Below are 13730 nucleotides of genomic sequence, written 5' to 3'. Positions count from 1 at the left end.
AGATGGGCGACAGCATAGACGGGTCTACGGAGGCAGCGCAGGGCGCGCTGTCATATTCCGAGGCCGACAAGACGTCATCGGGCGGTTTCTTTCGCCGTATCATCGGGGCGCTCAGCCCTGCGGACAGCGGCGAGGACGACGATGGGGCGGGGGCGCTGTCTTCTGCGCCAGAGCGTCAGCAGGTCCACAATATCCTGAACCTGCGCCGCATGCGCGTCGAGGATGTCGCGATTCCCAAGGCGGATATCACCGCCGTTCCCGACACGATCACCATGGATGAACTGGTCGAGCTGTTCCGCGAGACCGGCCTGACCCGCCTGCCGGTCTATGCTGGCACGCTGGATACGCCGCTGGGCATGCTGCATCTGAAGGATTTCGCGCTCAAGCACGGGTTCAACGGCGCCTCGGGCGAATTCTCTCTCAAGCAGATGCTGCGCCCCTTGCTTTACGTGCCGCCCTCGATGTCGATCGGGGTGCTGCTGCAGAAGATGCAATCCGAACGCAAGCACATGGCGCTGGTCATCGACGAATATGGCGGGGTGGACGGGTTGGTCACGATCGAGGACCTGATCGAGCAGGTCATCGGCGAGATCGAGGACGAACATGACACCGACGAGGATCAGTTCTGGACGGTGGAAAAGCCGGGGCAGTATCTTGCCCTGTCCAAGACCCCGCTCGAGGAGTTCGAGGCCGAGATCGGGCAGTCCCTGACCGAACACGAGGATGTGGACGAGGAAGAGATCGACACCCTGGGCGGGCTTGTCTTCATGCTGGCCGGCCGCGTCCCCGTGCGCGGCGAGGTGGTGCAACACCCTGCCGGGATCGAATTCGAGGTGGTGGATGCCGATCCCCGCCGCATCAAGCGTCTGAGGGTCCGACTGCCACATGCGGTTGCCGTCTGAGATGCAGCCCGGCGCGCCGGGGCGGCGCGTCAGGCTGTTGCTTGCCGTATTCTGCGGCCTGGCCGTGGCCCTGGGGCAGGCGCCTTTCGGTCTCTGGCCCGTCGCGATCCTTGGGCTTGCGCTTCTGTTCCATCTGATCCGCAAGGCGGACGACATCCGCCAGGCGGCCTTTCTGGGGCTGGCGGCAGGCACGGGGCATTTCGCCCTGGCGCTGTTCTGGATCATCGAGCCCTTCCTGATCGACGTGGCGCGGCATGGCTGGATGGCGCCCTTTGCGCTGATCGGCATATCGGCGGGCCTTGCCCTGTTCTGGGCCGGGGCGGCGGCTGCGACGCGCAGGCTGGGCGGGCGGGCCATAGCCTTCGTGGCGGCCTTCGCGCTGGTCGAATTGCTGCGATCCTATGTGCTGACCGGGTTTCCCTGGGCCCTGATCGGCCATGTCTGGATCGACACGCCCCTTGTCTATATCGCCTCGGTGGTCGGCCATCACGGTCTGACCCTGCTGGCGCTGCTGGCGGCGGCGGGACTTGCGAACCTGGCCTTGCCGGGGCAGCGCTGGTGGGGGGCGGGCAGTCTTGCCATGGTCTGCGCGGCGGCACTCTGGGGGGGCACGGTTGCGGGTGGCATGGTTGTGGGCAGTATGGGGCAGGGGGCATCGGCGCAGGCCGATCCGGCCAAGATGCCGGACCGCCCCGTGATCCGCTTGATCCAGCCCAACGCGCCGCAGCATCTGAAATGGGATCGCACCGCGATCCCGGTCTTTTTCCAGCGCCAGATCGGCTATACTGCCGCGCCCGGTCTGGATCCCGCGCATCCGCGCCCGGACCTGGTGATCTGGGCAGAAACCGCGCTGAGCGTGATCCTCGAGAACGCGGAACCCGAGCTTGAGGCGATCACCCTTGCCGCGGATGGCGTGCCCGTGGTGCTGGGTATCCAGCGGTTCATCGGGCAGCGTACCTATAATTCCGCGATCTATCTTGATGGCGGCGGCACGATCCGGGCGATCTATGACAAGCATCGCCTTGTGCCCTTCGGCGAATACATGCCCTTCGGCGAGGTCCTGTCGCAATTCGGCATCCAGGGCATGGCCGCGTCGCGTGGCGGCGGGTTTTCAGCCGGTGCAGGGCCGCGCCTGATGGATCTGGGCATCCTGGGGCGCGCGCTTCCGCTGATCTGCTACGAGGCCGTGTTTCCCCAGGCGATCCTTGATGCGCCGGACCGGCCCGAATTTCTGATGCAGATCACCAATGATGCCTGGTTCGGCACCTTTTCCGGCCCCTACCAACACCTGGCGCAGGCGCGCTTGCGGGCCATCGAGCAGGGCCTGCCCATGGTGCGCGTGGCCAATACCGGCGTCTCGGCGATGATCGACGGGCTGGGGCGTGTCACGGCCTCGTTGCCGCTGGACACGGCCGGATGGCTTGACGCGCCCTTGCCGCAGGCCTTGCCGCCGACCATATACGCAAGATGGGGCGAGTTGCCGATCGGCTTGATCATCCTTGGGTTGCTTGCGGTGTCGATCTTGCGCCAGTTGCCGTATCGACGGGCCAAATAGCGATTGACGCCCCGCCATACGGCGCATAACCACGCAGTACCCCTGTCACAACGGCTTCCTGGCGTGACGGGATGAACCCAATGGAGCACGTTTCATGTCACGACAGAATTACGTATTTACCTCCGAGTCCGTCTCGGAAGGGCACCCTGACAAGGTCTGCGACCGCATTTCAGACGCGGTTCTGGACGCATTCCTGGCCGAAGAGCCCGAAGCGCGCGTCGCCTGCGAGACCTTCGCCACAACGAACCGCGTCGTGATCGGCGGCGAGGTCGGTCTTTCGGACCAGGCCAAGCTGGCCGAATACATGGAGCGTATTCCCGACATCGCCCGTGCCTGCATCAAGGACATCGGCTATGAACAGGAAAAATTCCATCACGCGACCTGCGAGATCACGAACCTGCTGCACGAGCAGTCGGCCCATATCGCCCAGGGCGTGAATTCCAGCGACACCAAGGACGAAGGCGCCGGCGATCAGGGCATCATGTTCGGCTATGCCACGAACGAAACCGATGCGCTGATGCCCGCGCCGATCCAGTTCGCCCATGCCATGCTGCGTCGCCTGGCCGAGGTGCGCAAATCGGGCGCCGAGCCGACGCTTGGCCCGGATGCGAAATCGCAGCTTTCGGTGCGCTATGAAAACGGCAAGCCCGTGGGCGTGACCCAGATCGTGCTGTCCACGCAGCATCTGGACGAAAGCATGACCAGCGACGACGTGCGCGCCGTGGTCGAGCCCTATATCCTCGAGGTGCTTCCCGATGGTTGGGTGACCAGCGATACCGTCTGGCATGTGAACCCCACCGGCAAGTTCGTCATCGGCGGCCCTGATGGTGACGCGGGCCTGACCGGTCGCAAGATCATCGTGGATACCTATGGCGGCGCGGCCCCGCATGGCGGCGGCGCGTTTTCCGGCAAGGATCCAACGAAGGTTGACCGTTCGGCCGCCTATGCCGCGCGCTACCTGGCCAAGAACATCGTGGCCGCGGGCCTGGCGGATCGTGCGACGATCCAGCTGAGCTATGCCATCGGCGTGGCGCGCCCCCTGTCGATCTATGTCGATACCCATGGGACTGGCGATGTGGACGCCGCCGCCATCGAGGCCGCGATCCCCAAGGTCATGGACCTGACCCCGCGCGGGATCCGCACCCATCTGCAATTGAACCGACCGATTTATGCGCGCACCGCGGCCTATGGCCATTTCGGCCGCCAGCCCGATGCCGATGGTGGTTTCAGCTGGGAACGCACCGATCTGGCAGAGGCGCTGAAGAAAGCCCTCTGATCCGGCCCGGACCATCGCAGACAGGATTGCGGCGCGCCTACGGGCGCGCCGTTTTCTGATGTGCAAGGCCCGTGCGGACCGGCGCCCGCAAAGCCTACCTGTCGCGCGTCAGGGTAAAGCGCGACCCAAAGTCATAGGTCTCGCCGTCAAAGCTGACATGTTCCACCTGCATCCAGCCCAGGCGCAGCGCGCGCGGCGCCTCCTCCTGAAGGGCATCCCACAGCGCCGGGCGCAGCCGCAAACAGGTCTCGTCATCGAAATAGTTCCGGTAAAGCACTACGTCCGGACCATCCTGCCCCGGAAAATCCCTGTCATGCAGCAGGTTTGAAAAGGTATCCCCCGGTGCCGCCCCCTCGGCCAGCGCTGTCAGCCGCGCGCGGAACGCAGGGCCGAACCCCGCCGCCATCGTCCAGAACACGCCGTAGGCGGGTCCCTTGGCAAGCTCGGCCAATGGCTGGTCAAAATCCATGATCTCGCGCACCCGGTCGCGGAACAGTCCGCCGGGAACGGCCGTGATCGCCAGATCGCCACGCATCCGGACGGCCAGCGCACGCCGCGTATCCCGGTCGCTTTCGACCCCCAGCAGCAGGGTATCGCCGCTGAAGGTCTTTTCGACAAACCAGCGATCCGCGTATGTCCATGAGCCGACCAGCGCCGGCGCACCAAACGGCCGATGCAGCAGCTTGACCCGAACCTCGTGATCAGAGCGTGAGAACAAACCGCGGATCATCCGATCATCCTTTCAACGCAAGCCTTACCACGGATTAAAGCGCCACGGCGAATTGCGATATATATGCGTCGCAGCCCCCATGCCGTTGCGGCCACCCGCACCCCATCCCACATGTGCCCCGTTGATGCCAGCGCCTGTGCCACAGGCCACCTGGCAGACATGCGTGCTGGTTCTCGTGTTCACCATGATCGTATGCGCGCTTCTGGTGTTCGTGATGGTGCGGAAGGTGCTGGGCGCAATCCGCGGCGCGGCCCACATCGCCGCGCGGGTGCCGAAAACGGCCGCCGCATAGACCACCGGCCAGAAGGCGCCCTCGGTCTCCTGCATCTCGGCCGGTGTCATGCCCCGCGCCGATGCCATGGCAACGGGCGCTTCGGCCACCGTGCGCGCGGTCTTGCTGACCGCGGCAGGCGCGGCCGCCTTGCCGCCAAAGGCAAACGCCATGTCCGAGGCGCTCAGCGATTGCGCCGCCGCCGGTGATGCGATCATGGCCACGATGCTGAGAACAGCCAGCATCTTGGTCGCAAGTTTCGTGATGATAGTCATGTCAGGCATACTCCCTTTACTTGTCACACATGGCCGCCCCGAACCGCCGGGACGGGATCTGCCCTGCGGTGCCAACCCGGTCACCGAAAGGCGGAACAGCTACCTCGCCCTACCGCGACAGCGGTATGGCCCGCAGCGACAGGGACCATCCCTGCGGCTGCGTGAAAAACGTCTCGTCGATCTGCGCCAGGCTCATGTCCTGCGGGATCAGCAGCAGGATGCGCCCGCGCGGCATGCCGTCGGTATCGGGCGCCTCCCACATGCGGCGGAACTGGTGTGCCGTCAGCTGCCGGTTGCCCCAGGACGGATCGGCCACATGCACCACACCGTCACGGCGGATGCCGCGAATGACGGTGAAATGATCCTCGCCACGATACTGCACATAGGCGATGGCCGGGATCTTGAGCTGTTTGAGGTCGTCGAAGGACAGCATGAGCCCGCCTGCCCTGACCCCATAGGCGGGCGCCACATCCGCCAGCTGCTGGAACGAGGAACGATCCGTCGCCCCCATCCGGGTCAGTACATCCTCTTCCGTCACGGACATGCCGTAGAATTCGTTCAGGATCGTCGCCATGCTGGCCGCACCGCAGGAATAATCCAGCTGCTGTTTCACGATCCGGAAATCGCGCAGCGCCTTCCATGTGTTCACCACCGGCTGCCCGTTCAGGTGATCGCCGGGGAACATGTCGGCCTTGGCGGGGGCTGCGGCCAGCAGTGCTACAAGGCAAAGGGCAAGACGAAGATCAGGCATGCGGCACACCTTTGCGGTTCAGGCAGGATCGGAAATGGCAGGGCGGGGGCAACGCATCGGTCACTCCGGCACGCTGTGGGCGACAAGATGGTCGATGGCCGTATCGGCAACCAGGCCGCCAGCCTCGAAATGCGCCATCATCAGGTCGGTGATTGCGTCGATCTCGGCCTGGGTGAACCGGTGCCGGGCCAGCGCGGCCACGGGGGCATCGCGCAGATGCGCGATCACCGCCAGCCCGTCATCCTGCAAGGCGGCCGGACCCGCGGGCATCCTGTCCAGGATCATGCGAATGGCTTGCGGCCCGCCGAAATCCTTGTTTGTCATCCGTCTCTCCCGATGTGATCCCCCCGGCCGGGCCGGGGGGGTATAGATGTCAGCGGCCCCGTCCTCAAGTCGACACGATACGCCCTTGGCTGTTCACCACAACGGTCGACCGCGGCCCGATATAGCGGGTTGTGCCCGCGTTGGGGCCGCTTGTGAACGTCCTGATGCTGGTCGGATTGCGCAGCGTACTGACCATGGCACCCGGCCGGATTCCGCGGTTGATGGTCTGGTTCAGACCATGACGCGTAAAGCCCGAGATGGCGACCCGACCGATCATGATCGGGATCTGGATTCACGCACCTTCGGTGTCCTGCATCTCGGCCTGGGTCATCCCCCGGGCCGAAGCGATGGCGACGCTGTCCCCGGCCATCGCGCCTGGCGCCTGCGTCGTGGCCTTGCCGCCAAAGGCAAAGGCCATGTCGGCGGCATTCAGCGACTGCGCGGTCGCCGGTGCCACGGTCATCACCGCCAGCCCCAGAATGGCCAGCATCCAGATGGCGAATGTCGAAAAGGTCCTCATCTGGATACTCTCCTTTCACTGGTCACCAAAAACGAAGCTCTGCCGACTGATCTCTATGCCTCCATCGCGCGCCAGGGCGCGGGCCTCTACTTGTTGTGTCCGACCCGGAACGGGTCAGCTGGCCGCATCGGTCAAGGCCACGATATCGGGCCCGCCGGCCAGCGCGGCGCGCAACGTGTCCAGCGTGACATGGGCGCCGAACAGCATGGGTCGCGCGCTTGTATGGTCTGCGCGAATGGGATCCCCCTCGGTCCAGGTGATGCGGCCATTGCGCTTCAACTCGGCCGCATAGGCGATGGGATCGCCGCGCCCGATGCTCTGCCCCGCAGCGACCAGCCGTTCCAGCAGCACGGGCCAGTCCCGTTCGATCCGGTCGGGCGCGATCCCGTGCTGTGCCGCCAGGGTCGCGACCTCTTCCGGGGTGGGGTAATCCGTGGCCATGCGGAACGGGACCCGGATCGGGTATGACAACCCTGTAGTCTGGCCCAGGACCTCAACCCCGAACGGATCGATCATCCCCTGCACTGGCTGCCGATAAAGGCGCGGGGCGCGGGCCAGCACATCGGGCATGGCCCCACCGTCATCGACAAGGGCAAGGCAGTCGAACAGATAGCCGTCGGTCTTGTTGCCGCCCAGAAACAGAAGATAGCCGAACCGCCCCTTGGAGATGGCAAAGCGCACAAAGCTGCCGGGATCGACGAAATCCTCGAACGGTTCCGTCGCGGTTTGCGCCTCGACCCCGTCCAGCACGATCTCGAACCCGTCGTATTCCAGACCCACCTCGGCCGCGCTGCTTTCCATGATCCCGACCGATTGGGCCAGGCCTTCGTGATCCAGACGCGCCGCTGTCGTCACAGCCAGCCCCTTGTCCAGAAAGTCGAAGGTCACATCGTCGCGCAGCCGCTTCAGATGCGTCCGAACCCGGCGCAGCTTGGTCTCCGGCCCGTAGAAGTAATGCCGCACAAAGCGGTGCTGCGACAGCGCCGCAGCGGGCAGGCTTTCCAGAACCTGGGTGATCTTGGCGTGATCCATGTGCTTTGCCTTCCACAAGGGTCCGGCCACCACGTGGCGGCCGGACCCGGTTGTCATGTTGTCAGCGACGATAGGGCTGCGTGACCCGCGACGAAAGCGGGTTGCGCGGCGAGATCGAGTTGATGCGGTTCCACCCGTTGTTGATCGTGTTGAACCGGTTGATGTTGTTCTGCTCGATCACCCGCGCGCCGTTGCGTGTGCTGCTGGACCCCAGCCGGACCACGGTCTCGAAGGACCGGGTCGCGGCATGTTGCGCGGTGCGCCGCGCCAGGTTGTTGGTGATCCCCACATAGGCGATGCGCCCCCCGACCGCGAGACCATAGACCACGATCGGCGCCACAGCGCCCTTCGTCTCCTGCATCTCGGTCTGGGTCATGCCGCGGGCCGAGGCGATGGCCACAGGCGCCGCCGCCTTGGGCGCGGCCGCGGCCGCCGCCGTCGTGGATGTTGCCTTGCCGCCAAAGGCAAAGGCCATGTCGGACGCCGTCAGCGGTTGCGCCGATGCGGGGCTGGCAAGGATCGCCACAAGGCCAAGAACGGCCAGCAGGGTTGTGGCAAGTCTGGTGAAGATCTTCATTTGGTCGCACTCCTTTCACTGGTTAAAGTTCCGGGGACGCCACATGCCCGTCCCCGTTTACGTCACCCCGCCACCGGCGGAGGTCACTTCCTTTCGAACTTGCGGGTCACGGTGATACCCGCGGTAAAGCTGCGGTCGCCAAGAACCTCGGTGCGGGCATCGGCCCTGAGCGTGGTGTTCTTGTCCCAGGCATAGGCCAGCCCGAACTGCATCTCGGCCGCGGTGCCGCCGGTGTCGCGGGTGCGCCCGTTCAGCCTGTCATCGCCGTTGAAGTTCAGGCCGATGCCGCCTGTCAGCGTCACCTCGTTGTTCACGGCGAAACCGATGCTGGGATTGATGAAGAAGATGTCGCCGGGATCGACCTTGTCGGCCCCGATGTCCCGCTCAAGACTGGCGCGGTACCCGGCGGTCACCGACAGGACCAGCGGGTCGATCACGCGGTAGGCCGTGACGCCCAGGGTGCCGGATGTGCCAGACGCGAAATCCGTCCCCCGCGCTGCGGTATTTTCCAGCACGGCCACATCGGCAAAGCCGATCAGCCCGGGCCCCGCGCCTTCGTCCTGAAAGCGATAGTTCGCCCCGACCACAAGGCTTTGCAGGGCACTGTCCGACAGGCTGTCGGTCTGGCCGGTCGCCGTATCGACAAAGCGCGATTCGTCATGCCGCAGGGTCAGGCGCGAATAGAGTTCCGATTTCGCAGTCAGCCCGTAGCGCAGGCCAAGCGTGGCCAGGATCGTGTCGGATTGCCGATCCGTCATGCCAAGTTCGACGGGCAGGGATACGAAGTCGCCCGTGCCGGTCTGGATGGTCTGGTAGAGGCCGCTGATGCCGTCCTGACGGCTGGAGGCAAAGGTCGTGCCGAATTCCAGCCGGAAGGTGCCCTTTTCGGACAACAGCTCTTCCAGCTCGATGGCGATCCCGTCCTGTTCGAGGATTCGTTCCTGCGCCATGGCCGGAGCGATCCAGCCTGACAAAGCGCACAACACAACACCGACGCGCAAACGCGAAGCACTCATGACACCACCACCCATATACGAAGTTAACCAACATTTAAGATATTGGTTTCCCGCGATGCGCGTCAATCATGATTTCGATGCGACCATGGGTGGATGGCAGGGGTGCGCGCATGCTTGATGCGCCCGGCGGATACCGCTAGAGGTGCGCCATCATGACCGACGGCAAACATCCCACCGGCGCGCCCTGGCGCAATTTCTATGGCCGCTTCAAGGGCAAGACCCTGCGCGACAGCCAGTATCAGTTGCTTGATGAGGATCTGGACACGCTCTCGCCCGGTCCCGTGGGATGGGAGGAAAACCCCGACCGCCTGCCGCTGGACCTGAAGGCGCTGTTCGGTGCGCGGGACCTCTGGCTGGAAATCGGCTTTGGCGCGGGCGAGCATATGGTGCACCAGGCCGCAGCCAACCCCGATGTCGGCATCATCGGTTGCGAGCCTTTCCTGAACGGTGTCGCCATGGCGCTGGCCAAGATCCGCAAGGCGGGCGTGGACAATATCCGCATCCATCCGGGCGACGCGCGCAACCTGTTCGACGTCCTGCCAGAAGCCAGCGTTTCCCGCGCCTTCCTGCTTTATCCCGACCCATGGCCCAAGAAACGCCACCATCGCCGGCGCTTCGTGACGCCGGAACATCTGGAACCGCTGGCGCGGGTCCTGAAACCCGGTGCCATCTTCCGCGTGGCGACCGACATTCCCGACTACGTGCGCCAGACGCTTGAGGAAGTGCCGAAAGCCGGCTTTGCATGGCTGGCCGATGGCCCGCAGGACTGGCGCGTCGCATGGCCTGACTGGATCTCGACGCGCTACGAGCAAAAGGCCCTGCGCGAGGGGCGCGTGCCCCATTACCTGACCTTCCGGCGGCTCTGATCCCGGCGGCCGTGCCCTGTGGGGCGGGCCCTGCATATGGATATTTTTAGCAAGAAGAAGCCGGGGCGATGGACCGGGCCTGCGACCTCGGCTATCACGCGCCAAACCAGTCTTGAGGAGTGAACCGATGTCCGGTCATGGCACCCCCGTTCCGATGATGTCCACCGCCTGCGGTCCGCTGACCGGCGAGGCGCATGTGCCCGGCGACAAGTCGATCAGCCACCGGTCGCTGATCCTGGGCGCGCTGAGCGTGGGCGAGACCCGGATCGAGGGCCTTCTGGAAGGCGAGGATGTGCTGGACACAGCACGCGCGATGCGCGCCTTCGGGGCCGAGGTGATTGACCACGGTGGCGGCGCCTGGTCGGTTTTCGGTGTCGGGGTGGGCGGCTTTGCCGAGCCCGACCAGGTGATCGACTGCGGCAATTCCGGCACCGGCGTGCGTCTGATCATGGGGGCGATGGCGACCTCGCCGATCACCGCGACCTTTACCGGCGACGCCAGCCTGAACAAGCGCCCCATGGCGCGGGTGACCGATCCGCTGGCGCTGTTCGGGGCGCAATCGGTGGGCCGGTCCGGCGGGCGGCTGCCGATGACGGTGGTGGGCGCCGCCGATCCCGTGCCCCTGCGCTATGTGGTGCCCGTGCCTTCGGCGCAGGTGAAATCGGCGGTGCTGCTGGCGGGGCTGAACGCGCCGGGGCAAACCGTGGTGATCGAACGCGAAGCGACGCGTGATCATACCGAACGGATGCTGGCGGGCTTCGGCGCCGAGATCGTGACCCGCGACACCGACGAGGGGCGCGAGATCACCCTGACCGGACAGCCCGAACTGGTGGCGCAGCATATCGTCGTGCCGCGCGACCCCTCCAGCGCGGCCTTTCCGGTCTGTGCGGCGCTGATCGTGCCCGGCTCGGATGTGCTGGTGCCCAATATCGGGTTGAACCCCACGCGGGCGGGCCTCTTCACCACGCTGCGCGAGATGGGCGCGGACCTGACCTATGAGAACTTGCGCGAGGAAGGCGGCGAGCCTGTCGCCGATCTGCGGGCGCGCTTCTCGCCCGATCTGAAGGGGATCGAGGTGCCGCCCGAGCGCGCCGCCTCCATGATCGACGAATATCCCGTGCTGTCCGTGGTCGCCGCCTGCGCGACAGGCCGGACCGTGATGCGCGGCGTCAAGGAATTGCGCGTCAAGGAAAGCGACCGGATCGAAGCCATGGCCACCGGCCTGCGCGCGAATGGCATCAGCGTCGAGGATGGCCCCGACTGGTGGATCGTCACGGGGCAGGGGCATGGCAACATCCCCGGCGGCGCGACCGTGGCCAGCCATCTGGATCACCGGATCGCCATGTCCTTCCTGGTGCTGGGTATGGTGACGCAATCGCCCGTCACCGTGGATGACGCATCGCCCATCGCCACGTCCTTTCCGGTGTTCGAGCCGCTGATGCAGGCATTGGGCGCAAGGATCGCGCGGAGCCCCGCATGAGCTACCGCCGCTATATCCGGTTGCTGGGGGCATTGACCGGATTGGTCTACGCGGCATTGCTGGGGGTCGGCTTGATCTGGCTGGTGCCTGCCGGTGGTGGACAATTGCCGCCCGATACCTGGATCACCGGCTATGACGAGGCGCGCCTGTCAGGCTGGCTGGCGGCGCTGACCGACGGGGGGCGGGCACTGTACCTCGGGCCGATCGGCTGGCTTGATACGTTGTTTCCGCCACTGCTGGGGCTGTTGCTGGCCAGTGCGATCTGGCGTCTGGGGCGGGGCTGGCTGGCGATGGTGCCGTTTCTCTATACCGCGACAGACCTGTGGGAGAACGCTGTGCTGGCGGGCATCCTGCGCAGCAATGATGCGTCCCTGGCCGATCACGCCTCGTCCCTGACGCAGGGCAAATTCGCGCTGCTGGGCCTGGCGCTGGCGTTGTTGTGGATGGTGTGGCGGGATCATCGGCGCAACGGCCCCTATTATTGAAGCCGCATGCGGCTTGGGGTAACCCTGACACAAAGGAGCCTGAGCCATGCCATTCACCATCGCAATCGACGGACCCGCAGCGGCGGGCAAGGGCACGATCAGCCGCGCGGTGGCCGCGCATTTCGGCTTTGCCCATCTGGATACCGGCCTTCTCTACCGCGCGGTCGGTGTCAGGATGCTGGACGGGATCGACCCGGTCGAAGCAGCCCGCGCCCTGACACCGCGTGACCTGGAGCGTGGCGATCTGCGGGGCGCCGCAGCAGCGCAAGCGGCCAGCAAGGTGGCCACCATCCCCGAAGTGCGCGAGGCGCTGCTGGATTTTCAGCGCGCCTTTGCACAGCGTGCCGGGGGCGCGGTCCTGGACGGGCGCGACATCGGCACGGTGATCTGCCCCGAGGCCGAAGCCAAGCTGTTCGTCACCGCCAGCGCCGAGGTGCGCGCCCATCGCCGCCATGCCGAATTGCGCGCATCCGGTAGCGACATGACCTACGCGCAGGTGCTGGAGGATGTCCGCCAGCGCGACGCGCGTGATCGCGACCGCAGCACGGCGCCCCTGAAGCCGGCGGAGGACGCGGTGCTGATCGACACTTCGCATCTGGATATCGACGCGGCCGTGGCAGCAGCCATCGCGGCGATCGAGGCGCGTCGCGGCCAGGCCTGATCTGCCCCTGCCGTCGGGTTCTGCATTGGCGCAAGGTGGCCCTGCGCCAATGCACCCTTGCTGATCCTCGCGGGACACCTATCTGTCGCTGCCTGACACCATGTCACCCCCGCGAGAAGGATTTGAAATGTTTTACGAAAAACTGGACTGGCGTTATGCGACCAAGGCGATGGACCCGACCAAGCCGGTGCCCGAAGAAAAGATCGAGCGCATCCTCGAGGCCATCCGGATGGCGCCGACATCCTCGGGGTTGCAGCCTTTCCAGATCCTGCTGGTCACCGATCCCGCCCTGCGCGCCCGGATCGCGCCCGTGGCTTGGAACCAGAAGCAGATTGTCGATGGCTCGGCCCTGCTGGTTTTCGCGGCCTGGGACAATTACACCGAAGCGCGGATTGACGCTTTCGTGGATCTGACAGCCAGCCTGCGTGGCGGTCTGACCGATGCCCTGAAGGGATATTACGACAATCTGAAAGCCACCTATTTGCCGCGTGACGCCCATGTGAACCATGAGCACGCCGCGCGTCAGGCCTATATCGCCCTGGGATTCGCCCTGATGGCCGCAGCCGAAGAAGGTGTGGACGCAACCCCGATGGAAGGGTTCGACCCTGCCGCTGTAGACGAGATCCTGGGACTGGGTGATCTGGGGCTGAAATCGGTGCTGCTGCTGCCGCTGGGCTACCGCGATGCCGAAAAGGACTGGCTGCATGGTCGCGCCAAGGTACGCAAGTCGCGCGCCGACCTGGTGATCGAACGGCGCTGATCCGCCGCGGGGGGGCGAACTGACGGCAGCACCCTTCAAGGGGCAAGGGTGCTGCGCGCCTTTGCCTCTTGCAAAACAGGGGCAAGAGGTCTATTGCCCAACCGTCCGCACGGACAGTGCCCATGCAGGGCCGGAACATCGCAACGGGTCACATGATCCGCGGTGCTGTGATCCGGGCCTTATTCGCATTTGGCAGGACCAATGAAACCCCAAGACCGGCGGAGACAACCGCACGGCCCGAAATAACGT

The 13730-nt window shown here is 65.3% G+C and carries 17 protein-coding genes and 1 riboswitch; of the genes, 8 read left to right on the top strand and 9 right to left on the bottom strand.

Features of this window, described 5'->3' with window-relative positions; translation table 11 throughout:
* The first annotated feature begins 2 nt into the window (after window positions 1-2).
* The 3 genes from ACFQ3C_RS07620 to metK all read left to right on the top strand — a co-directional run bounded on the left by ACFQ3C_RS07620 (window position 3) and on the right by metK (window position 3733).
* Window positions 3-902: a hemolysin family protein gene (locus ACFQ3C_RS07620; RefSeq protein ID WP_380791120.1), complete on the top strand. Its 900-nt coding sequence runs from the start codon at window positions 3-5 to the stop codon at window positions 900-902.
* Window positions 886-2457, top strand: a complete 1572-nt coding sequence (gene lnt / locus ACFQ3C_RS07615) for an apolipoprotein N-acyltransferase (RefSeq protein WP_380790129.1) — start codon at window positions 886-888, stop codon at window positions 2455-2457. Before ACFQ3C_RS07620 ends, lnt begins: the two co-directional genes overlap by 17 nt.
* A gap of 39 nt (window positions 2458-2496) precedes the next feature.
* Window positions 2497-2545: riboswitch (SAM-SAH riboswitch) on the top strand.
* Between the two features lie 6 nt (window positions 2546-2551).
* Entirely contained in the window at window positions 2552-3733 is a 1182-nt protein-coding gene (metK, locus tag ACFQ3C_RS07610) for a methionine adenosyltransferase (RefSeq protein ID WP_380790126.1), read from the top strand.
* Window positions 3734-3827: 94 nt separating this feature from the next.
* On the opposite strand, the gene ACFQ3C_RS07605 is transcribed toward metK, so the two are convergent.
* The 9 genes from ACFQ3C_RS07605 to ACFQ3C_RS07565 all read right to left on the bottom strand — a co-directional run bounded on the left by ACFQ3C_RS07605 (window position 3828) and on the right by ACFQ3C_RS07565 (window position 9163).
* Entirely contained in the window at window positions 3828-4463 is a 636-nt protein-coding gene (locus tag ACFQ3C_RS07605) for a hypothetical protein (RefSeq protein ID WP_380790123.1), read from the bottom strand.
* Between the two features lie 24 nt (window positions 4464-4487).
* Window positions 4488-5009 carry a hypothetical protein gene (locus tag ACFQ3C_RS07600; protein WP_380790119.1) on the bottom strand — a complete coding sequence of 174 codons (522 nt, stop codon included), beginning with the start codon at window positions 5007-5009 and terminating at the stop codon, window positions 4488-4490.
* Window positions 5010-5118: 109 nt separating this feature from the next.
* Entirely contained in the window at window positions 5119-5760 is a 642-nt protein-coding gene (locus tag ACFQ3C_RS07595) for a C39 family peptidase (RefSeq protein ID WP_380790117.1), read from the bottom strand.
* 60 nt (window positions 5761-5820) lie between these two features.
* Window positions 5821-6084, bottom strand: coding sequence for a hypothetical protein (locus ACFQ3C_RS07590; protein ID WP_380790115.1), 264 nt, complete (start codon window positions 6082-6084; stop codon window positions 5821-5823).
* A 64-nt stretch (window positions 6085-6148) separates the two neighbouring features.
* Entirely contained in the window at window positions 6149-6361 is a 213-nt protein-coding gene (locus ACFQ3C_RS07585) for a hypothetical protein (protein ID WP_380790113.1), read from the bottom strand.
* 15 nt (window positions 6362-6376) lie between these two features.
* Window positions 6377-6604, bottom strand: a complete 228-nt coding sequence (locus tag ACFQ3C_RS07580; RefSeq protein ID WP_380790111.1) for a hypothetical protein — start codon at window positions 6602-6604, stop codon at window positions 6377-6379.
* Between the two features lie 114 nt (window positions 6605-6718).
* A complete protein-coding gene (locus ACFQ3C_RS07575; protein WP_380790109.1) occupies window positions 6719-7693 on the bottom strand; it encodes a hypothetical protein in 975 nt (324 codons plus the stop codon).
* Window positions 7694-7697: 4 nt separating this feature from the next.
* Complete coding sequence (locus ACFQ3C_RS07570; protein ID WP_380790106.1) at window positions 7698-8213, bottom strand: hypothetical protein; 516 nt, start codon at window positions 8211-8213, stop codon at window positions 7698-7700.
* Window positions 8214-8296: 83 nt separating this feature from the next.
* Window positions 8297-9163, bottom strand: coding sequence for a hypothetical protein (locus ACFQ3C_RS07565; RefSeq protein WP_380790103.1), 867 nt, complete (start codon window positions 9161-9163; stop codon window positions 8297-8299).
* Between the two features lie 218 nt (window positions 9164-9381).
* On the opposite strand from ACFQ3C_RS07565, the gene trmB reads away from it, so the two are divergent.
* The 5 genes from trmB (at window position 9382) to ACFQ3C_RS07540 (ending at window position 13481) form a co-directional block, all read left to right on the top strand.
* The gene (trmB, locus tag ACFQ3C_RS07560; RefSeq protein ID WP_380790100.1) at window positions 9382-10095 is read left to right on the top strand and encodes a tRNA (guanosine(46)-N7)-methyltransferase TrmB; all 714 of its coding nucleotides are present in this window, start codon (window positions 9382-9384) and stop codon (window positions 10093-10095) included.
* Window positions 10096-10222: 127 nt separating this feature from the next.
* The gene (aroA, locus tag ACFQ3C_RS07555; protein ID WP_380790097.1) at window positions 10223-11575 is read left to right on the top strand and encodes a 3-phosphoshikimate 1-carboxyvinyltransferase; all 1353 of its coding nucleotides are present in this window, start codon (window positions 10223-10225) and stop codon (window positions 11573-11575) included.
* Window positions 11572-12060, top strand: coding sequence for a hypothetical protein (locus tag ACFQ3C_RS07550; protein WP_380790094.1), 489 nt, complete (start codon window positions 11572-11574; stop codon window positions 12058-12060). The genes aroA and ACFQ3C_RS07550 overlap by 4 nt, the downstream gene beginning before the upstream one ends.
* Before the next feature lie 46 nt (window positions 12061-12106).
* Entirely contained in the window at window positions 12107-12721 is a 615-nt protein-coding gene (locus tag ACFQ3C_RS07545) for a (d)CMP kinase (protein WP_380790092.1), read from the top strand.
* Window positions 12722-12848: 127 nt separating this feature from the next.
* The gene (locus ACFQ3C_RS07540) at window positions 12849-13481 is read left to right on the top strand and encodes an NAD(P)H-dependent oxidoreductase (RefSeq protein ID WP_380790089.1); all 633 of its coding nucleotides are present in this window, start codon (window positions 12849-12851) and stop codon (window positions 13479-13481) included.
* The last annotated feature ends 249 nt before the right edge of the window (window positions 13482-13730 follow it).

Origin of the sequence: Seohaeicola saemankumensis, from assembly GCF_042678485.1 — a bacterium.
In the GTDB taxonomy this organism is placed as follows: Bacteria; Pseudomonadota; Alphaproteobacteria; order Rhodobacterales; family Rhodobacteraceae; genus Seohaeicola; species Seohaeicola saemankumensis.
This window is presented reverse-complemented; position numbering and strand designations above follow the sequence as displayed.

Bases quoted from the DNA above. Each gene is read 5' to 3' on its own strand.
- ACFQ3C_RS07620 (WP_380791120.1), top strand. From the start codon at position 3: ATGGGCGACAGCATAGACGGGTCTACGGAGGCAGCGCAGGGCGCGCTG.
- lnt (WP_380790129.1), top strand. From the start codon at position 886: ATGCGGTTGCCGTCTGAGATGCAGCCCGGCGCGCCGGGGCGGCGCGTC.
- metK (WP_380790126.1), top strand. From the start codon at position 2,552: ATGTCACGACAGAATTACGTATTTACCTCCGAGTCCGTCTCGGAAGGG.
- ACFQ3C_RS07605 (WP_380790123.1), bottom strand. From the start codon at position 4,463: ATGATCCGCGGTTTGTTCTCACGCTCTGATCACGAGGTTCGGGTCAAG.
- ACFQ3C_RS07600 (WP_380790119.1), bottom strand. From the start codon at position 5,009: ATGACTATCATCACGAAACTTGCGACCAAGATGCTGGCTGTTCTCAGC.
- ACFQ3C_RS07595 (WP_380790117.1), bottom strand. From the start codon at position 5,760: ATGCCTGATCTTCGTCTTGCCCTTTGCCTTGTAGCACTGCTGGCCGCA.
- ACFQ3C_RS07590 (WP_380790115.1), bottom strand. From the start codon at position 6,084: ATGACAAACAAGGATTTCGGCGGGCCGCAAGCCATTCGCATGATCCTG.
- ACFQ3C_RS07585 (WP_380790113.1), bottom strand. From the start codon at position 6,361: ATGATCGGTCGGGTCGCCATCTCGGGCTTTACGCGTCATGGTCTGAAC.
- ACFQ3C_RS07580 (WP_380790111.1), bottom strand. From the start codon at position 6,604: ATGAGGACCTTTTCGACATTCGCCATCTGGATGCTGGCCATTCTGGGG.
- ACFQ3C_RS07575 (WP_380790109.1), bottom strand. From the start codon at position 7,693: ATGACAACCGGGTCCGGCCGCCACGTGGTGGCCGGACCCTTGTGGAAG.
- ACFQ3C_RS07570 (WP_380790106.1), bottom strand. From the start codon at position 8,213: ATGAAGATCTTCACCAGACTTGCCACAACCCTGCTGGCCGTTCTTGGC.
- ACFQ3C_RS07565 (WP_380790103.1), bottom strand. From the start codon at position 9,163: ATGGCGCAGGAACGAATCCTCGAACAGGACGGGATCGCCATCGAGCTG.
- trmB (WP_380790100.1), top strand. From the start codon at position 9,382: ATGACCGACGGCAAACATCCCACCGGCGCGCCCTGGCGCAATTTCTAT.
- aroA (WP_380790097.1), top strand. From the start codon at position 10,223: ATGTCCGGTCATGGCACCCCCGTTCCGATGATGTCCACCGCCTGCGGT.
- ACFQ3C_RS07550 (WP_380790094.1), top strand. From the start codon at position 11,572: ATGAGCTACCGCCGCTATATCCGGTTGCTGGGGGCATTGACCGGATTG.
- ACFQ3C_RS07545 (WP_380790092.1), top strand. From the start codon at position 12,107: ATGCCATTCACCATCGCAATCGACGGACCCGCAGCGGCGGGCAAGGGC.
- ACFQ3C_RS07540 (WP_380790089.1), top strand. From the start codon at position 12,849: ATGTTTTACGAAAAACTGGACTGGCGTTATGCGACCAAGGCGATGGAC.